The sequence below is a fragment of the Phycisphaerales bacterium genome, from assembly GCA_016716475.1.
In the GTDB taxonomy this organism is placed as follows: Bacteria; Planctomycetota; Phycisphaerae; order UBA1845; family Fen-1342; genus JADJWG01.
The window spans coordinates 587,030-607,860 of the sequence record JADJWG010000004.1; the positions used below are offsets into that span (position 1 = coordinate 587,030).

A 20,831-nucleotide genomic window follows, 5' to 3' on the forward strand; every position below is an offset into this window, starting at 1 on the left:
CCCCGGCCGCCCAACCCTCTTCGAGCACCGCATGCCCGAATCGACGCCCGCCCCCGCCGCCCCCGGCCCCCGGCCGCTGCCTGTGGACGACCGTTTTGCTGTGCTCGGGAACGGCCAACTGGGCGGCAAGGCCCATGGACTCGCGACGCTCAAGCGCGTCCTGGCGGCGGAGTTTCCGCTGGCTAACGTCCCCAACGTGACCGTGTGCGTGCCGCGGCTGACGGTGATCGCGACGGACGTGTTCGACCACTTCATGGCGCAGAACGATCTCTTTGAGATTGCGCAGTCCGACTTGCCGGACGAACGTATTGCGCACGCGTTCCTGAAGGCGGAATTGCCACCGGCCATCGTGGGAGATCTGCTCAACCTGGTGACCCATGTGACGGAGCCGCTGGCGGTGCGCTCGTCGAGCATGCTCGAAGATGCGCTGGCGCACCCCTTCGCGGGCACGTACGCCACGAAGATGATTCCGAACCACCAGCCGGATGCGGACACGCGTTTCCGGCGGCTGGCGGAGGCGATCAAGTTCGTCTACGCCTCCACGTTCTTCCGTGATGCCAAGAGCTATCTGCGGGCGATCGGCAAGCGGCCCGAAGATGAGCGCATGGCGGTGATCATCCAGGAGATCGTGGGGCAGCGGATCAACGAACGCTTCTACCCGACGATCTCGGGGGTCTTGCGGACCTACAACTTCTACCCCCGGCCGGGTGGCCAGCCGGGCGACGGTGTGGTGAACCTGGCGCTCGGGCTGGGAAAGACGATCGTGGATGGCGGCGTGACCTGGTCCTATTCCCCGGCCCGGCCGCGAAGCGTACCGCCGTATGCCTCGCTGCGCGACTTGCTGCACAACAGCCAGACACGGTTCTGGGCGGTGAACATGGGGACACCGCCTTACGATCCCGTGGCCGAGACGGAGTACCTCGTCGAGGGGGATCTGCACGATGCGGAGGTGGATGCGTCACTCAAGTACGTCGCCTCGACGTACGACGCGGAGTCCGACCGGTTGACCATCGGCACAGGGAGTCCGGGACCGCGCGTGCTGACCTTCGCACCGGTGCTGGACCTCGAGGATGTGCCGCTCAACCCGGTGCTGGAGCGGCTTGCGCAGGTGTGCCGCAAGGCGCTGGACAGCGACGTCGAGATCGAGTTCGCGGTGGTGCTCGACCGCAAGACGGGAACACCGGCGCGGGTCGGGGTGTTGCAGTTGCGTCCGCTGCTGGTATCCGAGGCGTTTGTCGAGGTGTCGGCCGCGGAGCAGGTCGCCCCGCACGCGCTGCTGGCTTCGGAGACGGTACTCGGCAATGGGATGTACGATGACTTGTCGGACATCGTTTACGTCAACCCCGATACCTTCGACACGCGGCACACCCGTGACATCGCCGTGGAGCTGGATACGATCAACCGGACCCTGGCGGCAGTGAACCGGCCCTATGTGTTGATCGGCTTCGGGCGCTGGGGCAGCAGCGATCCGTGGTTGGGGATCCCGGTGACGTGGCCGCAGATCTCGGCGGCGCGGGTGATCGTGGAGACGACCCTGCCGGACATGAACGTAGAGCCGAGCCAGGGCACCCATTTCTTCCACAACATGACGAGTTTCCAGGTGCTGTATTTCACGCTGCACCACAGCGGGCCGCATCGGATCGACTGGGATTGGCTGCGGGGGCAGGCAGCGCTGGCGGAAGGGAAGTTTGTACGGCACGTGCGGGTGCGGGCTCCGTTGACGGTGAAGGTGGATGGCCGCTGCGGGCACGGAGTGATCCTGCACGCGCCGACCGAGCTGGAGCACGAGCTCGAGCGCGGGGGGGCGGTGGATGCCATCCTGCGTGACCTGCAGGAGCGGGCGAAGGAGTTGAGCTGCCTTTACACGGTGGAGGAGTTGGCGACCAACGGGGACATTCCGGTGGACCGGGTGTTCCAGGGCGTGATCGATGCGCTCCCGGCGGGCTGGCAGTACCCGAGCATCTGTTGCGCACGGATCATCTTCGACGGGCGGGCGTGGAAGTCGCAGCGTTTCGAGCAGACGCCGTGGGTGCAGCGGGCGGTGCTGCGGGTGCAGGGGGAGGCGGTCGGGACGATCGAGGTGTTCTACATCGAGGAGATGCCGCAGGCGGACGAGGGCCCGTTCCTGAAGGAGGAACGCAAGCTCATCGACATCATCGCGGACCGGCTCGGCAATTGCATCACACACCGGCACCTGATGGAAGCGATGCGCGACTGGAAGGCCGCGCAGCAAAAGCTTGAGAAGCACAAGCTGAGGGATTGGACGGTGATCCTGGACCTGCTGCGGCGGACGGACCAGAGTCTGCTGCTGCGGGTCGCGCGGAAGATGATCAACCACCTGTGCTGGGCCGGTGTCAAGGAAGCCGATGTGCTGCTGCGGCACTTCGGCCTGCGGGGCCGCCACGATCAGCAGGACCTGCTGATGGAGAGTAACCAGGCGCGGGTGGTTACAGAGGTCACGCCGGATTCGCTCGTGGACGAGACCTTCCGCATCGCCGGGCAGCACCTCAGTGACGAGGAGATCGTCAACTGCATCCAGAAGTGGATCAAGCAGGATCGGGCCAGTTTCCTGGTCAACGCGCTGGAGAATCACTACACCTCGCTGTCGGAAGTCGCCGACGCGATTCACCGTTACCACCACGCGACGCAGGGTGAGGTCGAGCTGTCGATCTCGACGCGGAAGGGGCTGCGCGTATCGCTGATTCGGCGTTTCCTGACGGATCAGCTCGAGTACATCAACGTTGCGAAGAACTACGTCGACATCAACGACTTTCACGATCTGACGCACCGGATGATCTACCCCGCGCGCGGGCACGGGAAGATCGGCGGGAAGAGCGCGGGCATGTTTCTCGCGGGTCAGATCGTCAAGTACCACCGGCACGACGGGGACCTGTTCGAGAACATCCGTACACCGAAGACGTGGTTTGTGACCTCTGACGGGCTGCATGACTTCATTTACTGCAACCACCTGGAAGACGTCTTCACGCAGAAATACAAGGACATTGACGAGATCCGGCAGGAGTACCCGGATATCGTGCAGATCTTCAAGCACTCCCAGTTCCCGGCGGACATCGTCAAGGGACTTTCGATGGCCCTGGACGACTTCGGTGAGCAGCCGCTGATCGTCCGCAGTTCGAGTCTGCTGGAGGACCGCTTCGGCGCGGCGTTCTCCGGAAAGTACAAGAGTCTGTTCCTGGCGAACCAGGGGACCAAGCGGCAGCGGTTGGCGAAGCTCCTGGATGCCATCTCGGAAATCTACGCGTCGGTCTTCAGCCCCGATCCGATCCAGTACCGGGCGGAGCGCAACCTGCTCGACTTCCAGGAAGGCATGGGGGTGATGATCCAGGAAGTGGTGGGCACGCGGATCGGGCGTTACTACGCGCCCGCCTTCGCCGGGGTCGCCTTCAGTCGGAACGAGTTTCGCTGGTCCCCGCGTATCAAGCGCGAGGACGGGCTACTGCGGCTCGTGCCCGGCCTGGGGACGCGCGCCGTGGATCGCGTCGGGGACGACTACCCGGTGCTCATCTCTCCAGGACAGCCGGGCTTGCGGGTGAATGCGACCGTGGAGGAGTGCGTGCGGTATGCGCCGCGCTCGCTGGACATGCTCAACCTGGAGACCGGCCAGTTCGAAACGGTTGAAGTCGAGGCCCTGCTCCGCGAGTTCGGCGACGCGTACCCGAATCTCGAGCAGATCGTGTCCGTGTGTGAGCATGGTCGGCTGCGTCCGCCGCTGGTCGGGCAGGTCGACTTCGAGCGCGACGACCTGGTGGTGAGTTTCGAGGGCCTGCTGACGCGCACGCCATTCATACACCAAATGCAGACCCTGCTGAAGCTGCTCGAGGACAAGGTGCAGGCCCCGGTGGACATCGAGTTTGCGTCGGATGGGCGCTGGCTCTACCTCCTCCAGTGTCGCGCGCAGACGCAGACCCGCGATGCGGCTCCGGCGCAGATTCCGCATGACCTGGCACCGGAGCGCGTGATCTTCTCTGCGAACCGGTATGTATCGAACGGCCGCGTGCCGACCATCACGCACATCGTGTACGTGGACCCGCAGCGGTACACGGAACTCGGCAGCCACGAGGAACTGGTGCGCGTCGGGCGGGCGGTGGGGCGCCTCAACAAGCTCCTGCCCAAGCGGCGCTTCATTCTGATGGGGCCGGGGCGCTGGGGCAGCCGGGGTGACATCAAGCTGGGCGTTCACGTCACGTACTCGGATATCAACAACACCGCGCTGCTGGTCGAGATCGCACGCAGGCAGGGGGACTACACGCCGGACCTTTCCTTCGGTACGCACTTCTTCCAGGACCTGGTGGAGTCGTCGATCCGGTACCTGCCACTCTATCCGGATGAGCCCGACGTACTGTTTCAGGAGCGCTTCCTGCTCGAGGCCCCCAACGTGCTGACCGACCTCGCGCCGGAGTACGCCGATCTGGCCGACGTCCTCCATGTGATCGACGTTGCACACGCCGCCGACGGCCAGGCGCTGCATGTGCTGATGAATGCCGAGGACGATCAGGCCGTCGCGCTACTGGGTCCCCCCAGCGCCGCGTTCACGACGACCGATCAGGCCCTGCCGGTTGACATCACGAAGCGCGAGCAGGACTGGCGCTGGCGCCTGCGCATGGCGGAGCGCGTCGCGGCCCAACTCGATCCGGCGGCGTTCGGCGTTGCGGGCTTCTACGTCTTCGGCAGCGTGAAGAATGCGACCGCCGGGCCCGCGAGCGACATCGACGTGCTCATCCACTTCCGCGGCACCGGGGAACAGCGCACCGAGCTGGAGCGCTGGCTGGAGGGCTGGAGTCTGTGCCTGAGCGAGATGAACTACCTCCGGACGGGCTACCGCACCGATGGGCTGCTGGATGTGCACTTTGTGACGGACGAGGACATTACCCGCCGGACCAGTTATGCGGTGCGAATCGGCGCAGTCAGTGATGCGGCCCGGGCGCTGCCGATGAAGGGGCATACCGAAACGCACTGAGGTCGGCCCGCACTCAGGCCGCACCGACCGGCACGGCGGCGCGGCGCGCGCTGCCGGACCGCGCGGTGATTTGCTGGAAGTCGTCTCCGCAGCGGCGGAACGCCTTGATGATCTCAGGATCAAAGTGCGTGCCCGTTTCGGCTTCGATCATGGCTCGGGCCACCAGCGGATCGCAAGCGCCCTTGTAGACCCGGACCGACGTGAGTGCATCGTATACGTCCGCCACCGCGACGATGCGGGCTGCGAGGGGAATGTCTTCTCCCATCAGCCCGCGTGGATAGCCGGAGCCATCCCACCACTCGTGATGGGCAGCGGCGATGTCAGCCGCCATGGCGAGAAAACTGCCACCGGTCGTGTGGCCACATGCGCTGCGCAGGGCCGCGGCGCCGATTTCGGCGTGGCGCTGCATGATGCGGAACTCGCCCTCCGTCAGGCGATCGGGTTTCAACAGGATGACATCGGGTACCCCAACTTTGCCGATGTCGTGCAGCGGGCTGGAGCGCCACAGGTCCTCGAGAAAGGCGGCGTGGATACGGGCCGCGTAAGGCGAATCGTGGGTTAGCTCCTCCGCCAGCCGCTGGGCGTACGCCCGCAGCCGCTCGAGGTGCTCGCCCGTCTCGGGGTCGCGTGATTCCGCCAGCTTCGCCAGTGCGAAGACCGTCACGTCGCGTACGGCGATAACCTCCGCGGTGCGGTTCCGGACCTCGCGCTCCAGGGTACTGTTCTGCTTGGCGAGTTGCCCGCGTGTCCGGGCGAGTTCGAGCAGCGTGTGACGCAGACGGAACTGCACGCGCACCTTCGCGAGCATCTCGTCGCGGTCAAAGGGCTTGGTGAGGAAATCATCAGCGCCGGCTGCGTAGCCGCGCACCCGATCCGCAGTCGTGGCAGCCGCGGCGAGCAGAATGACCTGGGTGAGCTCCCCGCCGGGCTGGCCCTTGATCTCCGCGCAGGTCTCGTATCCGTCCTGGTCCGGCAGGCACACGTCGAGCAGCACGAGATCGGGCCCGAAGACCTTCATGGTGTCCTGGCACGCGCGGCTGTTGGCGGCGGTGGCAAGTTCGTAGTGCGGGTTGAGCAGGGTGTGCAGGATCCGCACATCGTCCGGCTGCCCGTCGACCACGAGAATGCGTTCACGCATCCGAACACTCCCCGGTTGAGTTCGTTGTGGCGGGCATGGACCACCTATTGCGGAGTAACGCCCTCCGCATTCTACGGATATCGACCACACTTCCGGGCTGCGTGAGCATGTGGTGCAGCGTCCGAGAATGAATAAACCCAGGCCGTGATCCCGGCCCGCCCATCCCAGGCCGGGCGACTTGGTGGGAGTGGCGCGTATCCATTGAAGAACGCCCTACTCCCGGACGCTCCCCCAATTGGAGCGGGGCATGTGGGTAGCCACTACAACGTGACACCGTGGCTCAAGAGGCCGCCGCGCGCTGCGGCGCATGATGCGCGCTGGCCTGGAATTAAGAAAAGGAAAGGAGTCGCGCACGGGACTACACGACCGGTCGCAGTGGGCCGATGGACAGAGATAAGGCGCTCTCTCTTTCGGGGGTGCGCCGATCTGCGACCACAGCGCGCTGGCAGCCGGCCACTGCGGGCGTCGGCAGGTCGCGGGTCGCATCCTCGCACGGGCTCAGGATGCGGCACGGCGTGTCGCGAGTCCGGTTTGAACAGAGGTGTGAGATGTCGCAGCGCCGGTTGCGCGTACTCGTCGTGGATGATGCCACGCTGTTCCGCCGCATGCTCGTGGATCTGCTGGGGACACTACCCGGCGTGGAGGTGGTCGGTTCCGCGGCGAACGGACGTATCGCGCTGGAGCAATGTGCGGCGTTGCAGCCGGACCTGCTGACGCTGGACCTGGAAATGCCGGAGTTGGATGGCCTCGGCGTATTACGCGGGCTGCGGGCGCAAGGGCTGCGCTGTGGCGCCATCATGCTGAGTGCGCTGACCCAGGCGGGGGCCGAGGCGACCGTCGCGGCGCTGCGCGCGGGGGCGTTCGACTTCGTGCTGAAGCCGAGCGGCGGGACGCTGGCACAGAACCGGGCGCAGTTGAAGGAGGAACTCTCCGCGCGGATCGAGGCATTCGCACGGCGACGGTTGGGGTTGCGGCCGGGGGGCGCGGTGCCAAGCGCACCGCGTCCGGCGGTAGCGCGGGCGACTGCGAGCCGACCGGCGATGGCGCGCCCGGCGGTCGTCGCCATTGGTGTATCGACCGGCGGACCCGATGCCCTGGCACGCCTGGTGCCGGGGTTGCCGGCCGACCTGGCGGTCCCGGTGCTCGTGGCCCAGCACATGCCGCCGTTGTTCACGGCGTCGCTGGCGACGAGTCTCGGGCGCAAGTGCCCACTTACCGTACGCGAGGCCGTGGATGGTGAACCGGTCGAGCCCGGGACGATCCTCATCGCGCCGGGCGGGCGGCAGATGCGTGTCGAACGGTCCGGGGCGCGCGGCCGCATCCGGGTCACAGATGACCCGGCTGAGCACAGTGTCAGGCCGGGCGTGGATTACCTCCTGCGCTCCGTGGCGCAATGTTATGGCAGTGGGGCGCTGGCGGTGATCCTGACAGGCATGGGACACGACGGACTGGCGGGTTGCCGGCAGGTCAAGGCGGCCGGCGGCGCGGTCATCACCCAGGATGAGGCCACGTGCGTGGTGTACGGTATGCCACGCGGTCCGGCGGAAGAGGGCCTGTCCGATCTCGTCGCGCCTCTGGAACAGATCGCGGGGGCGATTGTGCGGGCGGTTGGTCGCCGCGCGCCGGTGATGGCCTGATCGCGTGGGTTGTCGCGCTCAGTCCAGCAGCCACGGCATCCCGGGCAGCAGCCGGGGGGGCGTTCGCAGGACGGCCCGTAGATCTTCCGCGTCCAGGGCCCGTTGGGTGCTGATCTCCAGCGGCATGGCCGGCTCGCCGGCGGCATCGCGCGGAACGGTTACCCCGGCGGCCGACAGCCACGCCGCGGCGCGGCGGATCTGATCGCGGCGTGCCGTGACGGCGGAGTCGATACCCTCGGCATTCTTCACCGGGCTGAATTCCTCCGCACGCGCCGTGTAAAGCACGAGTGGCTGTGCGGCCAGCGGGATCGCGTCGAACACGAACATTTCGAGCTTGATCGCATTCGGTTCCGCCGGCTGAACAGGATGCCCTTCGGCATCAATCGTCGGCACCTTCTTCTCGGCGCGGTGCCAGGGCAGTTGGACCGTTGCGCCCGGGGCGGTCAGACGCTCGACGAAAGTTCGACTGAGGATGTGGATGGCGATACTGCCGGCGTCGAAGCGGCGTGAGCCGTCCGTATTGCGCGCAGTTGCGAGCTCTTCGGGCAGATCACTGTACTCGATGACGGTGATGCGTCCATCGACGAGGCAGAAGTTTCCGACCCGCTCGGTATCGAAGGCCTTGGCAATCGCCTTGCTCGACATCTCTGACCCCGTGTCGATGTGCAGTCCGACGAACAGCGGGTCGATCACGCGTACCAGCGGGTTGTCCACCTGAAAGTAACTGATGAACTCGATGCCGCGCGCTCGCATGTCAGCCAGCGCCCCGCGTTCGGCGAGCGCGCGCAAGCTGCCGCCGTGACCATCGGGCGAAAGCGCCACCCGGTGGCGCTCCGCGAGCGCTATGCGCCCATCCGGCAGGAATGCCGGCATCTGACCCTGCTGGAAGAACATCACGTCGTAGGAGGAGAGGCCAAAGTAGCGGTGCTGCTCGAAGAACGCGACCGTGTCGGTGTGATTGGCCGGACTGGTCATGATGTACCAGCGCGGGCGGCGGCCGTAGCGCCGCTCAATGCCCAGCAAGCCCTCGGCGAACACCTGGAAGAGTGGCGCGTTGCGAATGGGTGTAGTCGGGAACGCGCCCTTGGGGCCGTCGAAGCCGAGCCGCGTGCCCTGGCCGCCCGCGACAGTGAAGGCCGCGACGCGGCCCGTAGCAATGGCTTCCTCACCTTTGGCTCGAGCGCGGTCATAGAGCCCGACGAGATCTGCGGTGGGTACGACCGGGTAACTCGGCGGAGGTTCGATCTGCGTCGGTAGATGGATGGCGGGCCGATTGCGCACGTGGGTGTCAATCAACGTGCGGCACAGCTCAAGGTCGAGCGCTTCCAGGTCGTCAAGCAACTGCACGCGCTGCGATTCTTTCAGCGTCGGCCAGAAGGCCAGCAGGTGCTCTTGCCCGTGGGTGCTTAGCTGTCGCTGGTGGCGTTGAAACCGATCGTCGAGCGTAGGCATGGGGAAGTTCTCGCTTGAGCGCAGGGACGAATCTCGCGATAGAGTAAGGGATGGTAGGTCGACCGGTCAAACCTGTGCCCACATTCCGTAACCCGTTGACAAGGCGAGAGTTGCTGCGAGTTTCCGCCGGTCTGGCAGCCGGCTGGGCGGCGGGTCCGTTGGGGGCCGCGGTACGGATGACGGGGCTCGACGGCGTGCCGATGGAGCGACCCTGGTGGTGGGCGGCCGAGCCGGAACGAGCCCGGGTCGTCGAATGTCGCGAGGCGCGTGTGGTGCATGCGGGCGAACTCCAGGAGCCCGTGGTGCGCGAAATGCTCGAACTGGGACTGAACGTGTTCGTAGGGGTTGCCGACGCGGCGTCGGCATGGCGCCAGGTGCTCGGCAATGCGCGCCGTATCCTGCTGAAGTTCAACCGCGTGGGGGCGGCCGCCCTGGCAACGAACGAGGTGGTGGCCACTGCGCTGGTCGATTCGCTCGAAGCGGCCGGGTTTGAGCGTCGTGAAATCGTGGCGGCGGAGCTACCGGGCGCTGCGCTCCGCGCGCTGGGAGTGCGGGCCGCGGCGGATGGGTGGTCGGAGTCGCTGCAACTGGATGGAGAGGACGAGCCGCTGGCGGCGTACCTCCAGGAATGCGATGCCTTGATCAATGTGCCGTTGTTGAAGACGCACCGTCTGGCGGGCATGTCAGGGGCGCTCAAGAATGTCTCACACGCGGTGGTGCGGCGCCCGGCGCGCTATCACGGGAACGGTTGCGCCCCATACGTAGGTCAGATTGTAGGATCAGGGGCGGTTGCCGGGCGGCTGCGGTTGAATGTCGGTAACGCCCTGCGGGTTGTTTACGCCCAAGGACCAGAAGCGCGAAAAGTGGATGTTTCTGCATATGGAGCGCTATTATTCAGTAGCGACCCAGTGGCACTGGACACGGTTGGCCTGAGTATTTTACGAGCGGAACGACAACGTTTGAAGTATCCGGGAGCGATTACGGTGGGCTACCTGGAAGATGCCGGGGCGCGCGAGGTGGGGCGGGCGACGCTGCACGGGATCGAGCGGCTGCGTGTGCCGTCTCCCGTTTCTTGATGAATAAAAACTCTGATACTCACTGCTCAAAACAGATCATAAACTGCAATTTACATTGACACGCCCCCGGCTGGTGATATATTTCATGTTGGACGGGAATGAATGAGGGACATAGATAGATCGAACTAAGCTATCATACATGATCATCCTGATCCATTGATCGATTGTCATCGCCCTCGTTCATCATCCAACCGCATTCGTTCCCGCCAGACAGAGCGTTTCTCGCTGCAAGCGAAGGGTTTTTCGCTACCGGCTCAGTTTGCGCTCTGGGTCCGGCCTTCGGTCGGTCCATCAAACTCGTGTTTCCATCCGCATCGCGGCCCATTCCCATGGGGTTGCAGGCGTTGTCGATCCTTGGTGGACCGGCGGCGAAGATGCGGTGATCGGTGTGGCTGCGCTGTCAGGCCTGAGCCGTTTCAGGCCGGTGGCGGGAAGTTTGGAGAAGTCCGCCATATATCCGTTCAACGATTGTCCCTTGCAGCCGAAATCCTCGCCAACGGTGCGAGCAACGCTGATCGGGAAGTGGTTCATGGGAAGCTAATGCAGGAGGTTCTCTGTGACTCGGAAGAAAGGTTTTACACTGATTGAGCTGCTGGTGGTGGTGGCGATCATCGCACTGCTGATCTCCATCCTGCTGCCCAGCTTGGCCCGCGCCCGTGAAATCACGAAGCGTGCGGTCTGCGCGGCGAACCTGCGCGGTATCGGGCAGGGCATGAAGGTTTACTCGAACGACAACTCGGACTTCTACCCGACGGCCCCGTTCCGTGAGGGCGGCGGCGGCGGGACGAACAACACGAACCTCGTAAACTTCGTCAACCAGATGGGCCGGACCCTGACGACCCAGTCGACGAACACCACGCCGACCAACGTCAGCGTGAGCCGTTCGCTCTTCATTCTGGTCACCGAAGGCACGACGACCGCCAAGCAGTTCCTCTGCCCGAGCTCGGGCGACACCGAAGACGACCTGCGCAACGGCACGGGTACCAGCGAGACGGCCGCCCAGCCGGGCGTCAACCGTTTCGACTTCAAGGGTTACCCGAACCTGAGCTACGGCTACCAGATTCCGTTCGGCCCGCGTGCGCGTCCGAATGAGAACCTGGACCCGCGCATGGCGCTGATGGCAGACAAGGGTCCGTTCTTCGAGGCCGCGGCTTCGGCGACCGACGGCAACACGCCGATCGTGCCCGACCAGCTCGTGGGCGGCACGCTGTACCCGGCCAACCCCGGCAACATCGTGCTGACGGGTGTCGCCAACAACGCAGCGGACATTCTCCGCGCGGGCAACGACAAGTGGCGCAACTTCAACAGCCGGAACCACTCGGGTGAAGGCCAGAATATCCTGTTCAACGACGGCCACGTCGATTTCGAGCGTCGGCCGATCGTGGGTGTGAACTACGACAACATCTACACCCAGCAGACGAACTGGACGCTGCCGAACTCGATGCTTGGCTCAGCGCCGGCGAACCTGCGTGGACCGTGGACCGGTACGGATTCGATCGTCATCCCGTAGTTGCGGGTTGCTGTGATCGACAGGGCTTTACGGGGCCAGGCGACCGGCAGTGCGGTCGACCTGGCCCCGGCTCTGTGAGGGCGCTGAGGTGTAATCGGGGTGTGGGGTTCCCCACAGATTTTGTCAGCAAGGTCCGGTTTTGTGTTGCGGAGCGGTTATGGCTGGCCGCCACGAGGGTGCGCCGGCGGTCTATGTCAGGCGCGTGTGGGGTGGTTGGCCTTGGCTCGTGGCGTACCGGCTTTCCGGAATGGCGTGCCGGACTCGGGTCGCGGGCTGACAATTCGTGTTGTTTTCGCGCCCGACCATGGTACGATACACGCTTCAAAATCCGGCGGGCTTGCAACTGTAATGGTGATGCCGTGTCGACGACCCCCCACGACTTTGACGATGCGCAGCTCCAACGCGAAATAGAGGCGGGGCTGTCCGAGATGCACTCCGACGAGCTCGAGCGGGCGATGCTCGCACGCAGCCATGTTCGTCGAGCGCCTGCGGAAAGCGGCGAGCGCGTGCACGGTACAATCATCAGTATCAAGGGTCCGGATGTCTATGTGGATTATGGGGCCAAGAGCGAGGGGGTCGTACCGATCGACGAGTTTCCCCCCGATCAGCCGCCGGTTGTCGGGCAGGCCGTCAGTCTCGTGCCGCACGGGCTGGAGCGTGAATCGGGGTTGATGCGGCTTTCGGTCCACGAGACCAAGACGGCCGCTTCGCTCGATTCGCTGAAGGTGGGTGATGTTGTGAAAGCCCGGGTGACGGGCAGCAACATCGGCGGACTGGAGTTGCGGGTGCAGGGGCTGCGCGGCTTCATGCCCCTCAGCCACGTGGACCTGAACCGGATCGAGGATTTTGCCCACTTCGTCGGGCGCTGGCTGGAGTGCGAAGTCGTCGAGGTGGATCGGCGCGGGAAGCGGATCGTTCTCAGCCGACGGAAGTTGCTCGAGCGGCAGCGCGAGGAAGAACGCATCCAGTTGCGCGGCACGCTGGCAGAGGGCCAGGTCCGGCGCGGCATCGTCCGCCGGCTCGCACCATTCGGGGCGTTCGTTGATCTTGGCGGGCTCGATGGGCTGCTGCATGTCAGCGACATGAGCTACAGTCGCATCAACGACCCCAAGGAGGTCGTGAAGGAAGGGGACGAGATCGAGGTCAAGATCCTCAAGATCGACCACGAGCGCGAGCGCGTGTCGCTGGGGTTGAAGCAGTTGGCGGCGGACCCGTGGACCTTCGTGGAAGGGAAGTATCACACCGGCGAGGCGGTCGAAGGCCGCGTCACGCGCTTGATGGACTTTGGCGCCTTCGTGGAAATCGAGCCGGGCATCGAGGGCCTGATACCGATCAGTGAAATGACGTGGACCCACCGCATCCACCATCCAAAGGATGTACTCAAGGTTGGAGACCATGTCCGGGTGTCCGTCCTTGCGGTCAGCGGGGAGAAGCACAAACTCAGCTTGAGTCTCAAGGCGCTTGCGCAGGATCCGTGGAACGGCATTACCGAGCGCTACCCCAATGACACGATCGTCAGCGGCGCGGTCACGCGCTTGACCGACTTCGGCTGCTTCGTCCAACTGGAGGAGGGGGTTGAGGGGCTCGTGCACATCTCGCAAATGTCTGAGCAGCGGGTCCGTACCGTCGGCGACGTTGTTCAGCCCGGGCAGGTCATCCAGGTCAAGGTGCTCGGGGTCGATGCGGCCCAGAGGCGCATCTCGCTTTCCATCAAAGGGGCGCACACTCCCGCCGAGGCGCTGCCGACGGAGGCGGAAGCCGCCGCCGCGGCCGTCGCCACCGAGAAGAAGCGGAAGAAGAAGCCACTGCGGGGTGGGCTCACCTGGTGAGTGATTCGTAGGTCGAGGTTGCGAAAGCTGAGGTGGGGCCGCGGCTGGCCGCACCGGTCGGGCTTGCAACGGCGCCCGGTTCCATCGACACTGCACTCGAACGTGCCGCGCGCCTCGCGGCCGGTGACCGTGAGGCGGCGGGGCAAAGCGTTTCGCCGGATGTCCCCACTGTGAAGGTGCCCGCAACCGCCCGAGAGATTGCTGCCGCTGTTGGCACAGGACGCGTGCGCGCGGTGGATGTTTGCGCAGCCGCGCTCCGGCGGCTGGCGGCGCAGGACGACCCACTGGGAGCTTTCCTGCAGGTATTCGAGCGTGAAGCGGTTGCGCAGGCCACACGAGTGGATGAATTCGTTGCCGCCGGCCAGCCGGTCGGACCGTTGGCCGGCGTGCCGATCGCGATCAAGGACAATCTCTGCACGCGCTTGGGGCGGACGACTTGCGGTTCCCGGATGCTGGCGGAATACCGTTCGCCGTATGACGCCACCGTGATTGACCGATTGGTCACGGCGGGGGCCGTGATCGTCGGGAAGACCAACCTGGACGAGTTTGCGATGGGCTCGTCCACGGAGAACAGCGGGTTCCATCCGACACGGAACCCATGGAACCACGCGCACGTCCCGGGTGGATCGTCAGGCGGCTCGGCGGCTGCGGTGGCGGCCGACATGGTGCCCGTGGCGTTGGGGTCGGATACAGGGGGTTCGATCCGGCAGCCGGCGTCCTTCTGCGGGGTGGTGGGTGTGAAGCCGACCTATGGGCGGGTATCACGGTATGGGCTGGTGGCCTATGGGTCGAGTTTGGACCAGGTGGGTCCACTGGCACGGTGCGTCGAAGATGCCGCCGCGGTGCTGGGGGTGATTGCGGGAGCGGATTCGCGCGATGCAACTTGTGTTGTGGATCCGGTGCCCGACTATGTGGCCGCCCTGCGCGACGAGCGGTTGACGAACCTGGGACGTTTGCGGATCGGGGTTCCACGATCCTATTTCGGTGCCGGGTTGGAGTGTGAGACGCGGGCCGCAGTGGAGGCGGCCCTGGCGGAATATGAGCGTCTGGGGGCGGAGTTGGTCGAGGTAGAGTTGCCCCGTGCGGAGTACGCGGTGGCAACCTACTACCTGGTGGCGACGGCGGAGGCCTCGAGCAACCTGGCCCGGTACGACGGCGTTCACTACGGTCACCGCACGGCTCAGCCGGTGGACCTGTTCGCTCTGTATAGCGCGTCGCGGGACGAGGGTTTCGGACCGGAAGTAAAGCGGCGTATCATGCTGGGAACCTTTGCCTTGTCGGCCGGCTACTACGACGCGTATTACCAAAAGGCGCTCCAGGTCCGGCAGTTGATTCGGGCCGATTTCGAGCAGGCCTTGACCCAGTGCGACGTGATTGCCGGGCCGGCCGCGCCGACGGCGGCATTTCGCCTCGGTGAGAAGCTGTCCGACCCGCTGGCGATGTACCTGGCGGATATCTATACGATTCCAGCCAACTTGGCGGGTCTGCCGGCGCTGGTGGTTCCCTGTGGATTCACCGGGGCGGGTTTGCCGGTCGGCTTACAACTTTGTGGCCGATGGTTCGGAGAAGAACGGCTTCTGCAGGTGGCGCGCCTGTACGAACGCGCGACAACGTGGCACGAGCGGCGGCCGCCGGTCGCGGGCGGGGCAGGCCCGTCTGCCGGCCCAGCGTGAGGAAGTGGGTCGATGTTGGATCACCACGACAAGCTGGCCATGAAAACGAAGATCATCGCGACGATCGGACCGGCGTCCGCGACACGCGAGACGCTGGGGGCGATGGTGGCGAACGGGCTGGATCTGTGCCGGCTGAACTTCAGCCACGGCGACCTCGATGGCCATGCCCGATCGCTCGACCTGATCCGTGAGGCGGCGGCGGAGCACAACCAGCCGATTGCGGTGATCGGTGACTTGGCCGGCCCGAAAGTGCGCCTGGGTCGCTTCGATGGAGACCCGGTGACAATCGTACCGGGCCAACTGACTCGCATCGTGCGAGGCACGGGTGAGTGCAGTGCCGACCGCCTGACGACCACCTATCCGGCATTCGTGGACGAAGTGCAGGTCGGGCAGCGCATCTTTATCGACGACGGGCTTGTACGCCTGCTGGTAGTCAATCGCACACCGGACGAATTGGTCTGCGAGTGCAAGGTCGGCGGACTGCTTTCCAGCCGGAAGGGCGTCAATCTGCCGGACACCATGCTGTCGACCCCGGCGCTGACCGAAAAGGACCGGCGCGATCTGGAATGGGCCATCGAGCGCGGACTGGACTTCGTGGCGCTGTCCTTTGTGCGGCAACCGGACGACCTGTACGAGCTCAAGCGGATCATCAAGGAGCATGACAGCAACCTGCAGGTCATTATCAAGATTGAGAAAACCGAGGCGCTCTGGCACATCGAAGAACTGATTGCGCATACAGATGCGGTACTGGTGGCGCGTGGCGATCTGGGCGTGGAATCGGACTTGTGGCGGGTGCCCCTGATTCAGAAGGATATCGTTGCGGACTGCCTCCAGGCCGGCGTACCGGTGATCGTTGCGACGCAGATGCTGCAAAGCATGGTGGATCACCCGCTCCCGACGCGGGCGGAAGTGTCGGACGTGGCCAACGCGATCCTGGATCGGGCCGACGCCGTCATGCTCTCCGGCGAGACGGCGGTGGGCCGACATCCGGTGGCGGCCGTGGACATGATGAACCGGATCGCTGCCGCGACGGAGGAGTACCTGGAAAAGCGGCCACCCCATGTCACGCAGCAGATGCTGACCCTGACCTATCGGCCGACATCAGCGATCGCACATGCAGCGGTGGCCGCGGCACGGGATCTTGGTGCCCGGCTCGTGGCGGTGTGGAGTGCGACGGGAGCCACGGTGCGGCTCGTAGCGAAACACCGCCTGCGCATTCCGGTTGTCGGGTTGACGTCGGATCCGGCCGTGTGGCGGCAGATGAACCTGTTGTTTGGTGTCGTCCCGATCCGGGTGGATCCGTTGGACCATCCGGCGGAGATGGCGGAAGCAGTGGACGGCCACCTGCTGCGGCATGGGCTGGCGGCACCAGGTGACCTGATCGTGGTCGTGACCTCGACACAGCCCCAGGTGCCTGGAGCGACGGATACGGTGGTCGTGCATCGGGTGGGCGAGGGGCGCGGCGGAAAATAAACAGCACGCCGCACGAAGTATGCAGCGAGAAGCGCGGCGCCGGGCAGGGGGGTGTGGAGCGTTGCACAAAGAACATGCCCGACCGGTAGGACCGGCCGGGCATGCGGATGCCATGAACTACTTCAGCGTGCAACCTAGCGCCGCTTCGCCGCCTTCTTGACAGCGGCTTTTTTGGCGACCGGCTTGGCCTTCTTCGCACTCGGAGCGGGCTTCTTCGCCGTTGACTTCACGGCGGACTTCCTGGCTCCGCTCAATTCCTCGATGACGGCCTGTGCGGCCGCAAGGCGGGCGATCGGAACGCGGTACGGGGAGCAGGACACGTAGTCCATGCCGACCCGGTGACAGAACTTCACGCTCTGCGGATCACCGCCATGCTCGCCGCAGATGCCGACCTTGAGCTTCGGACGAGCGGCGCGGCCGTCGGTGATGCCCATTGCAACGAGCTTGCCGACACCGTCCTGGTCGAGTGAGACAAACGGGTCGTCCTTGAAGATGCCGGTGCGATCGACGTTGCAGTAGTCCGGCAGGAAGCGGCCGGCGTCGTCGCGCGAAAGCCCCATCGTCATCTGCGTCAGGTCGTTGGTGCCAAAGCTGAAGAATTCGGCCACCTCGGCCACGGCTCCGGCGGTGAGCGCGGCGCGTGGCGTCTCCACCATGGTGCCAACGAGGTAATCCACCTTCGCGCCGCTCTTGCGGATGATCCCATCGGCGACCGCGCGGGTGCGCTCGGTGAGGATCTGCAGTTCCTTCGCGTCGATCGTGAGCGGGATCATGATTTCCGGTTGCACCTTGCCGCCGCTCTTCTTGACCTGCACAGCCGCCTCGATGATCGCCTGCACCTGCATTTCGAGAATCTCGGGGTAGGTGATGCAGAGACGGCAGCCGCGGTGGCCGAGCATCGGGTTCGACTCGTGGAGCTGTTCCGCGCGCGCGAGGATCGCATCGGGGTCAAGGCCGGTGGCCCGGGCGAGGTCCTCGGCCTGTTCGCGTGTCTTGGGCACGAACTCGTGCAACGGCGGATCGATGAGGCGGATGGTGACCGGGCGGCCGTCCATCGCCTGGAAGATGCCGACGAAGTCGTCGCGCTGATAGGGGAGCAGCTTGGCCAGGGCCTTGCGGCGCGTGTCTTCGCTCTCAGCGACGATCATTTCCTGGATCGCGAGCTGGCGCTCGCGCGTCGCGAAGAACATGTGCTCGGTGCGGCAGAGGCCGATCCCCTCGGCGCCCATCTCGATCGCCTTGGCCGAGTCTTCCGGGGTGTCCGCGTTGGTGCGCACCTTGAGCGTGCGGCGCTGGTCGGCCCAGCCGAGCAGGGTATAGAACTCGGCGGGCGGTTGCGGCCGCTGGAGTTCGAGGCGGCCCTGGTAGACCACCCCCGCCGAACCGTCGAGCGTGATGAAATCGTGCTCACGGATGGTGGTGCCATGTACGACCAACTGGCGCGTGGTGTAATCGATCTTGAGGGCCTCGCAACCGACAATGCAGCACTTCCCCCAGCCGCGCGCGACGACGGCGGCGTGGGAGGTCTTGCCGCCGGTCTGCGTCAGGATGCCCTTCGCGGCCTGCATGCCACCGACATCCTCGGGGCTGGTCTCCTTGCGGACGAGAATGACGTCTTCGCCCTGGCCGGCGAGGGTCTCGGCGTCTTCTGCGGAAAACACGACCTTGCCGCAGGCCGCGCCGGGTACGGCGTTGATGCCTTCGGTGAGCTTCTGGGCCTTGAGCTCTGCCGCCCCGACGGTCGGGCTGATGACGGGGTAGAAGAGTCGCTCGACGTATTCCTGGATGATGCGCAGCAGGGCGGCGTCCTTGCTGATGACGGGCTTCGAAGCGGCGGCTTCGTACTTCTTCGGCAGGAAGCCGGCCTTCACCAGCCGGCGCGCTTCGGCCGGAGTCATGAGTGGCTTGCTGGCCTGCTCGACTGCGATGCGGAATGCGGCCCCTGGGGCGCGCTTGCCGGTACGGCACTGCAGCATGTAGAGCTTGCCGCGCTCAAAGGTGAACTCGAGGTCCTGCATCTCGCCGTAGTGGATTTCGAGAATCGCCCGGACCGCGCAAAGCTGGTCGTACACGGCGGGCATCTTGTCGCCGAGGTCAGACAGCTTGATTGGCGTGCGAATCCCCGCCACGACATCCTCGCCCTGGGCGTTGATCAGCAGGTCGCCGTAAAACTCGTTGGCACCCGTACTCGGGTCGCGCGTGAAGCACACACCCGTACCGCTGTCATCCCCCATGTTGCCGAAGACCATCTGCTGAATGTTGACGCCGGTGCCGGTGAGGTCGGTGATTTTCTCGACACGACGGTAGGTGACGGCCTTGTCGGCATTCCACGAGTGAAAGACCGCATTGATGGCGCCGCGGAGCTGTTCCCACGGATCCTGCGGAAAATCGCGGCCAGTCTGCTCGCGGAAGAATGCCTTGAAATCGGCGCTTAGCTCCTGGAGCTGCTCGACGGTGAGCTCATTGTCGAACTTCACGCCAGCGCGTTCCTTGAGGTGGTGCAGCTTGTCTTCGAGGATGTCCTTGCTGAGTCCGACGGCCGTGGTCGAGTACATCTGGAGGAAGCGGCGGTAGGAGTCCCACGCGAAACGCGCGTTCTTCGTGGCCTCGGCCAAGCCATTCACGCTCTGGTCATTGAGGCCGAGGTTCAGGATGGTTTCCATCATGCCCGGCATCGAACGCGCGGCGCCGCTGCGTACCGAGACGAGCAGCGGGTTCCGAGCGTCGCCCAGTTTCTTCTTGCACGTTTTCTCGAGCTGGGCCAATTGGGCCCGCACTTCCTTCTCGAGTCCCGGCGGCCACTGCTTGCCGTGCGCGTCGTAGTAAGCGCACGCATCGACTGCAATCGTAAAGCCGGCCGGGACCGGCAAGCCGATGGCCGTCATTTCCGCCAGGCCGGCGCCCTTGCCGCCCAGGATACGGCGATCAACGCCATGCCCTTCTGCTTTCCCGGCACCGAAGAAGTAGACCAGTTTCGCGTTCTTTGCCATACGTCTGTCCTTCGCTCAGCAAACCCCACTTCCAAGCACAACCGCGGCTGCGGTCCGCCAGACCACGCGGTGGCGGCCCCGCAGAAGGGGGCATGATAGGCGAATGCGGGGCCGCTTCCAGTGGTCGGGGTCCGAAATGTGGCGATGAGCGGTTAGGACGGCAACTTCCCGTCCGTCACCCGGAGGGGCGGGCGAGTACAATACTTCAAATGCGGCTACGGGTGCTGACCTACAACATCCACAAGGCTATCGGCACCGATGGGCGCTTCGCCCCTGAGCGGATCGTGGCCCTGCTGCGTCGCTACAGTCCCGACGTGGCCTTGCTGCAGGAGGTTGATCACGAAGCCCCACGCTCACGCATGATGGACCTCGCGACCCATCTGGCCCGCGCCGTTGCATACGATCACCACGCTATCGGGCTGAATGTGACCCTGAAGAAGGGTTGGTATGGGAACGCAACGCTGTCACGGTTCCCGATCGGCCGGCAGCGGAACATCAACTTGACGGTGGGGCGCTTCAAAAGCCGCGGTGCCCAGCACACCTGTCTGCACATTCCGCACCCGAGCGGCGAGCTCACGGTGGAGGTGTTCAACGTCCACTTGAGTCTGTTGGCGCGGCTGAGACGGGTACAGATTCATCGTTTGTTGGAAACAAAAGATATTATGGGACTAGAGCCCCGGCAACCCTGCATTGTCGCCGGCGATATGAATGACTGGCGCGGGCTCCTGATGAGACAGTTTCGAGCGGCCGGGTTCGCCTGCGCGACCAACCGCACCGGCGGTCATGTGCGCGCTATCCGGACATTTCCGAGCACGGCTCCGGCAGCGGGGTTGGACAAGGTCTTTTACCGCGGAGCGCTTCGGCCCGTGTGGGCGGCGCGGAGCAGACTGCGCCTGGCGCGCTTGGCGAGCGATCACCTGCCGTTGTTCGTGGATTTCGAGTTGGAGTAGTGCCGGGGAATCTGCGGGCGAACTGGTTGCGCACTGAGCCGCCGATGTCTGGACGGCGGTTATCCGGACTACCGCTTTGACAGGTTCGCACCTGTCACCGGAACCGCATTTCCGCGGTGTGTTTG

At 64.9% G+C, this 20,831-nt stretch carries 11 protein-coding genes; 8 read left to right on the plus strand and 3 right to left on the minus strand.

Features of this window, described 5'->3' with window-relative positions; translation table 11 throughout:
- The first annotated feature begins 31 nt into the window (after positions 1-31).
- Entirely contained in the window at positions 32-4,978 is a 4,947-nt protein-coding gene (locus IPM18_16470; protein ID MBK9121177.1) for a nucleotidyltransferase domain-containing protein, read from the plus strand.
- A gap of 13 nt (positions 4,979-4,991) precedes the next feature.
- Here IPM18_16470 and IPM18_16475 read toward each other — a convergent pair whose 3' ends face one another.
- Complete coding sequence (locus IPM18_16475) at positions 4,992-6,116, minus strand: response regulator (GenBank protein MBK9121178.1); 1,125 nt, start codon at positions 6,114-6,116, stop codon at positions 4,992-4,994.
- A gap of 548 nt (positions 6,117-6,664) precedes the next feature.
- Between IPM18_16475 and IPM18_16480 the strand changes: the two genes are divergently transcribed.
- On the plus strand, positions 6,665-7,753 hold the full coding sequence (locus IPM18_16480) for a chemotaxis response regulator protein-glutamate methylesterase (GenBank protein ID MBK9121179.1): 1,089 nt from the start codon (positions 6,665-6,667) through the stop codon (positions 7,751-7,753).
- A gap of 18 nt (positions 7,754-7,771) precedes the next feature.
- Here the strand turns inward: IPM18_16480 and IPM18_16485 are convergent, their stop codons facing one another.
- Entirely contained in the window at positions 7,772-9,205 is a 1,434-nt protein-coding gene (locus tag IPM18_16485) for a UDPGP type 1 family protein (GenBank protein MBK9121180.1), read from the minus strand.
- A gap of 110 nt (positions 9,206-9,315) precedes the next feature.
- Here IPM18_16485 and IPM18_16490 point away from each other — a divergent pair, with 110 nt between their 5' ends.
- From IPM18_16490 to pyk, 5 genes are all read left to right on the plus strand, one after another.
- The gene (locus IPM18_16490; GenBank protein MBK9121181.1) at positions 9,316-10,281 is read left to right on the plus strand and encodes a DUF362 domain-containing protein; all 966 of its coding nucleotides are present in this window, start codon (positions 9,316-9,318) and stop codon (positions 10,279-10,281) included.
- Between the two features lie 556 nt (positions 10,282-10,837).
- Positions 10,838-11,791 (plus strand): prepilin-type N-terminal cleavage/methylation domain-containing protein, encoded by a 954-nt coding sequence (locus IPM18_16495; protein ID MBK9121182.1) that lies wholly within the window; start codon positions 10,838-10,840, stop codon positions 11,789-11,791.
- 359 nt (positions 11,792-12,150) lie between these two features.
- Positions 12,151-13,620, plus strand: coding sequence for a S1 RNA-binding domain-containing protein (locus tag IPM18_16500; GenBank protein MBK9121183.1), 1,470 nt, complete (start codon positions 12,151-12,153; stop codon positions 13,618-13,620).
- A gap of 197 nt (positions 13,621-13,817) precedes the next feature.
- On the plus strand, positions 13,818-15,293 hold the full coding sequence (gene gatA, locus IPM18_16505; protein MBK9121184.1) for an Asp-tRNA(Asn)/Glu-tRNA(Gln) amidotransferase subunit GatA: 1,476 nt from the start codon (positions 13,818-13,820) through the stop codon (positions 15,291-15,293).
- A 12-nt stretch (positions 15,294-15,305) separates the two neighbouring features.
- Positions 15,306-16,766 carry a pyruvate kinase gene (gene pyk, locus IPM18_16510; protein ID MBK9121185.1) on the plus strand — a complete coding sequence of 487 codons (1,461 nt, stop codon included), beginning with the start codon at positions 15,306-15,308 and terminating at the stop codon, positions 16,764-16,766.
- A gap of 134 nt (positions 16,767-16,900) precedes the next feature.
- Here pyk and IPM18_16515 read toward each other — a convergent pair whose 3' ends face one another.
- Positions 16,901-19,756: a pyruvate, phosphate dikinase gene (locus IPM18_16515; protein MBK9121186.1), complete on the minus strand. Its 2,856-nt coding sequence runs from the start codon at positions 19,754-19,756 to the stop codon at positions 16,901-16,903.
- 209 nt (positions 19,757-19,965) lie between these two features.
- Here IPM18_16515 and IPM18_16520 point away from each other — a divergent pair, with 209 nt between their 5' ends.
- On the plus strand, positions 19,966-20,706 hold the full coding sequence (locus IPM18_16520) for an endonuclease/exonuclease/phosphatase family protein (GenBank protein MBK9121187.1): 741 nt from the start codon (positions 19,966-19,968) through the stop codon (positions 20,704-20,706).
- Positions 20,707-20,831: the final 125 nt, after the last annotated feature.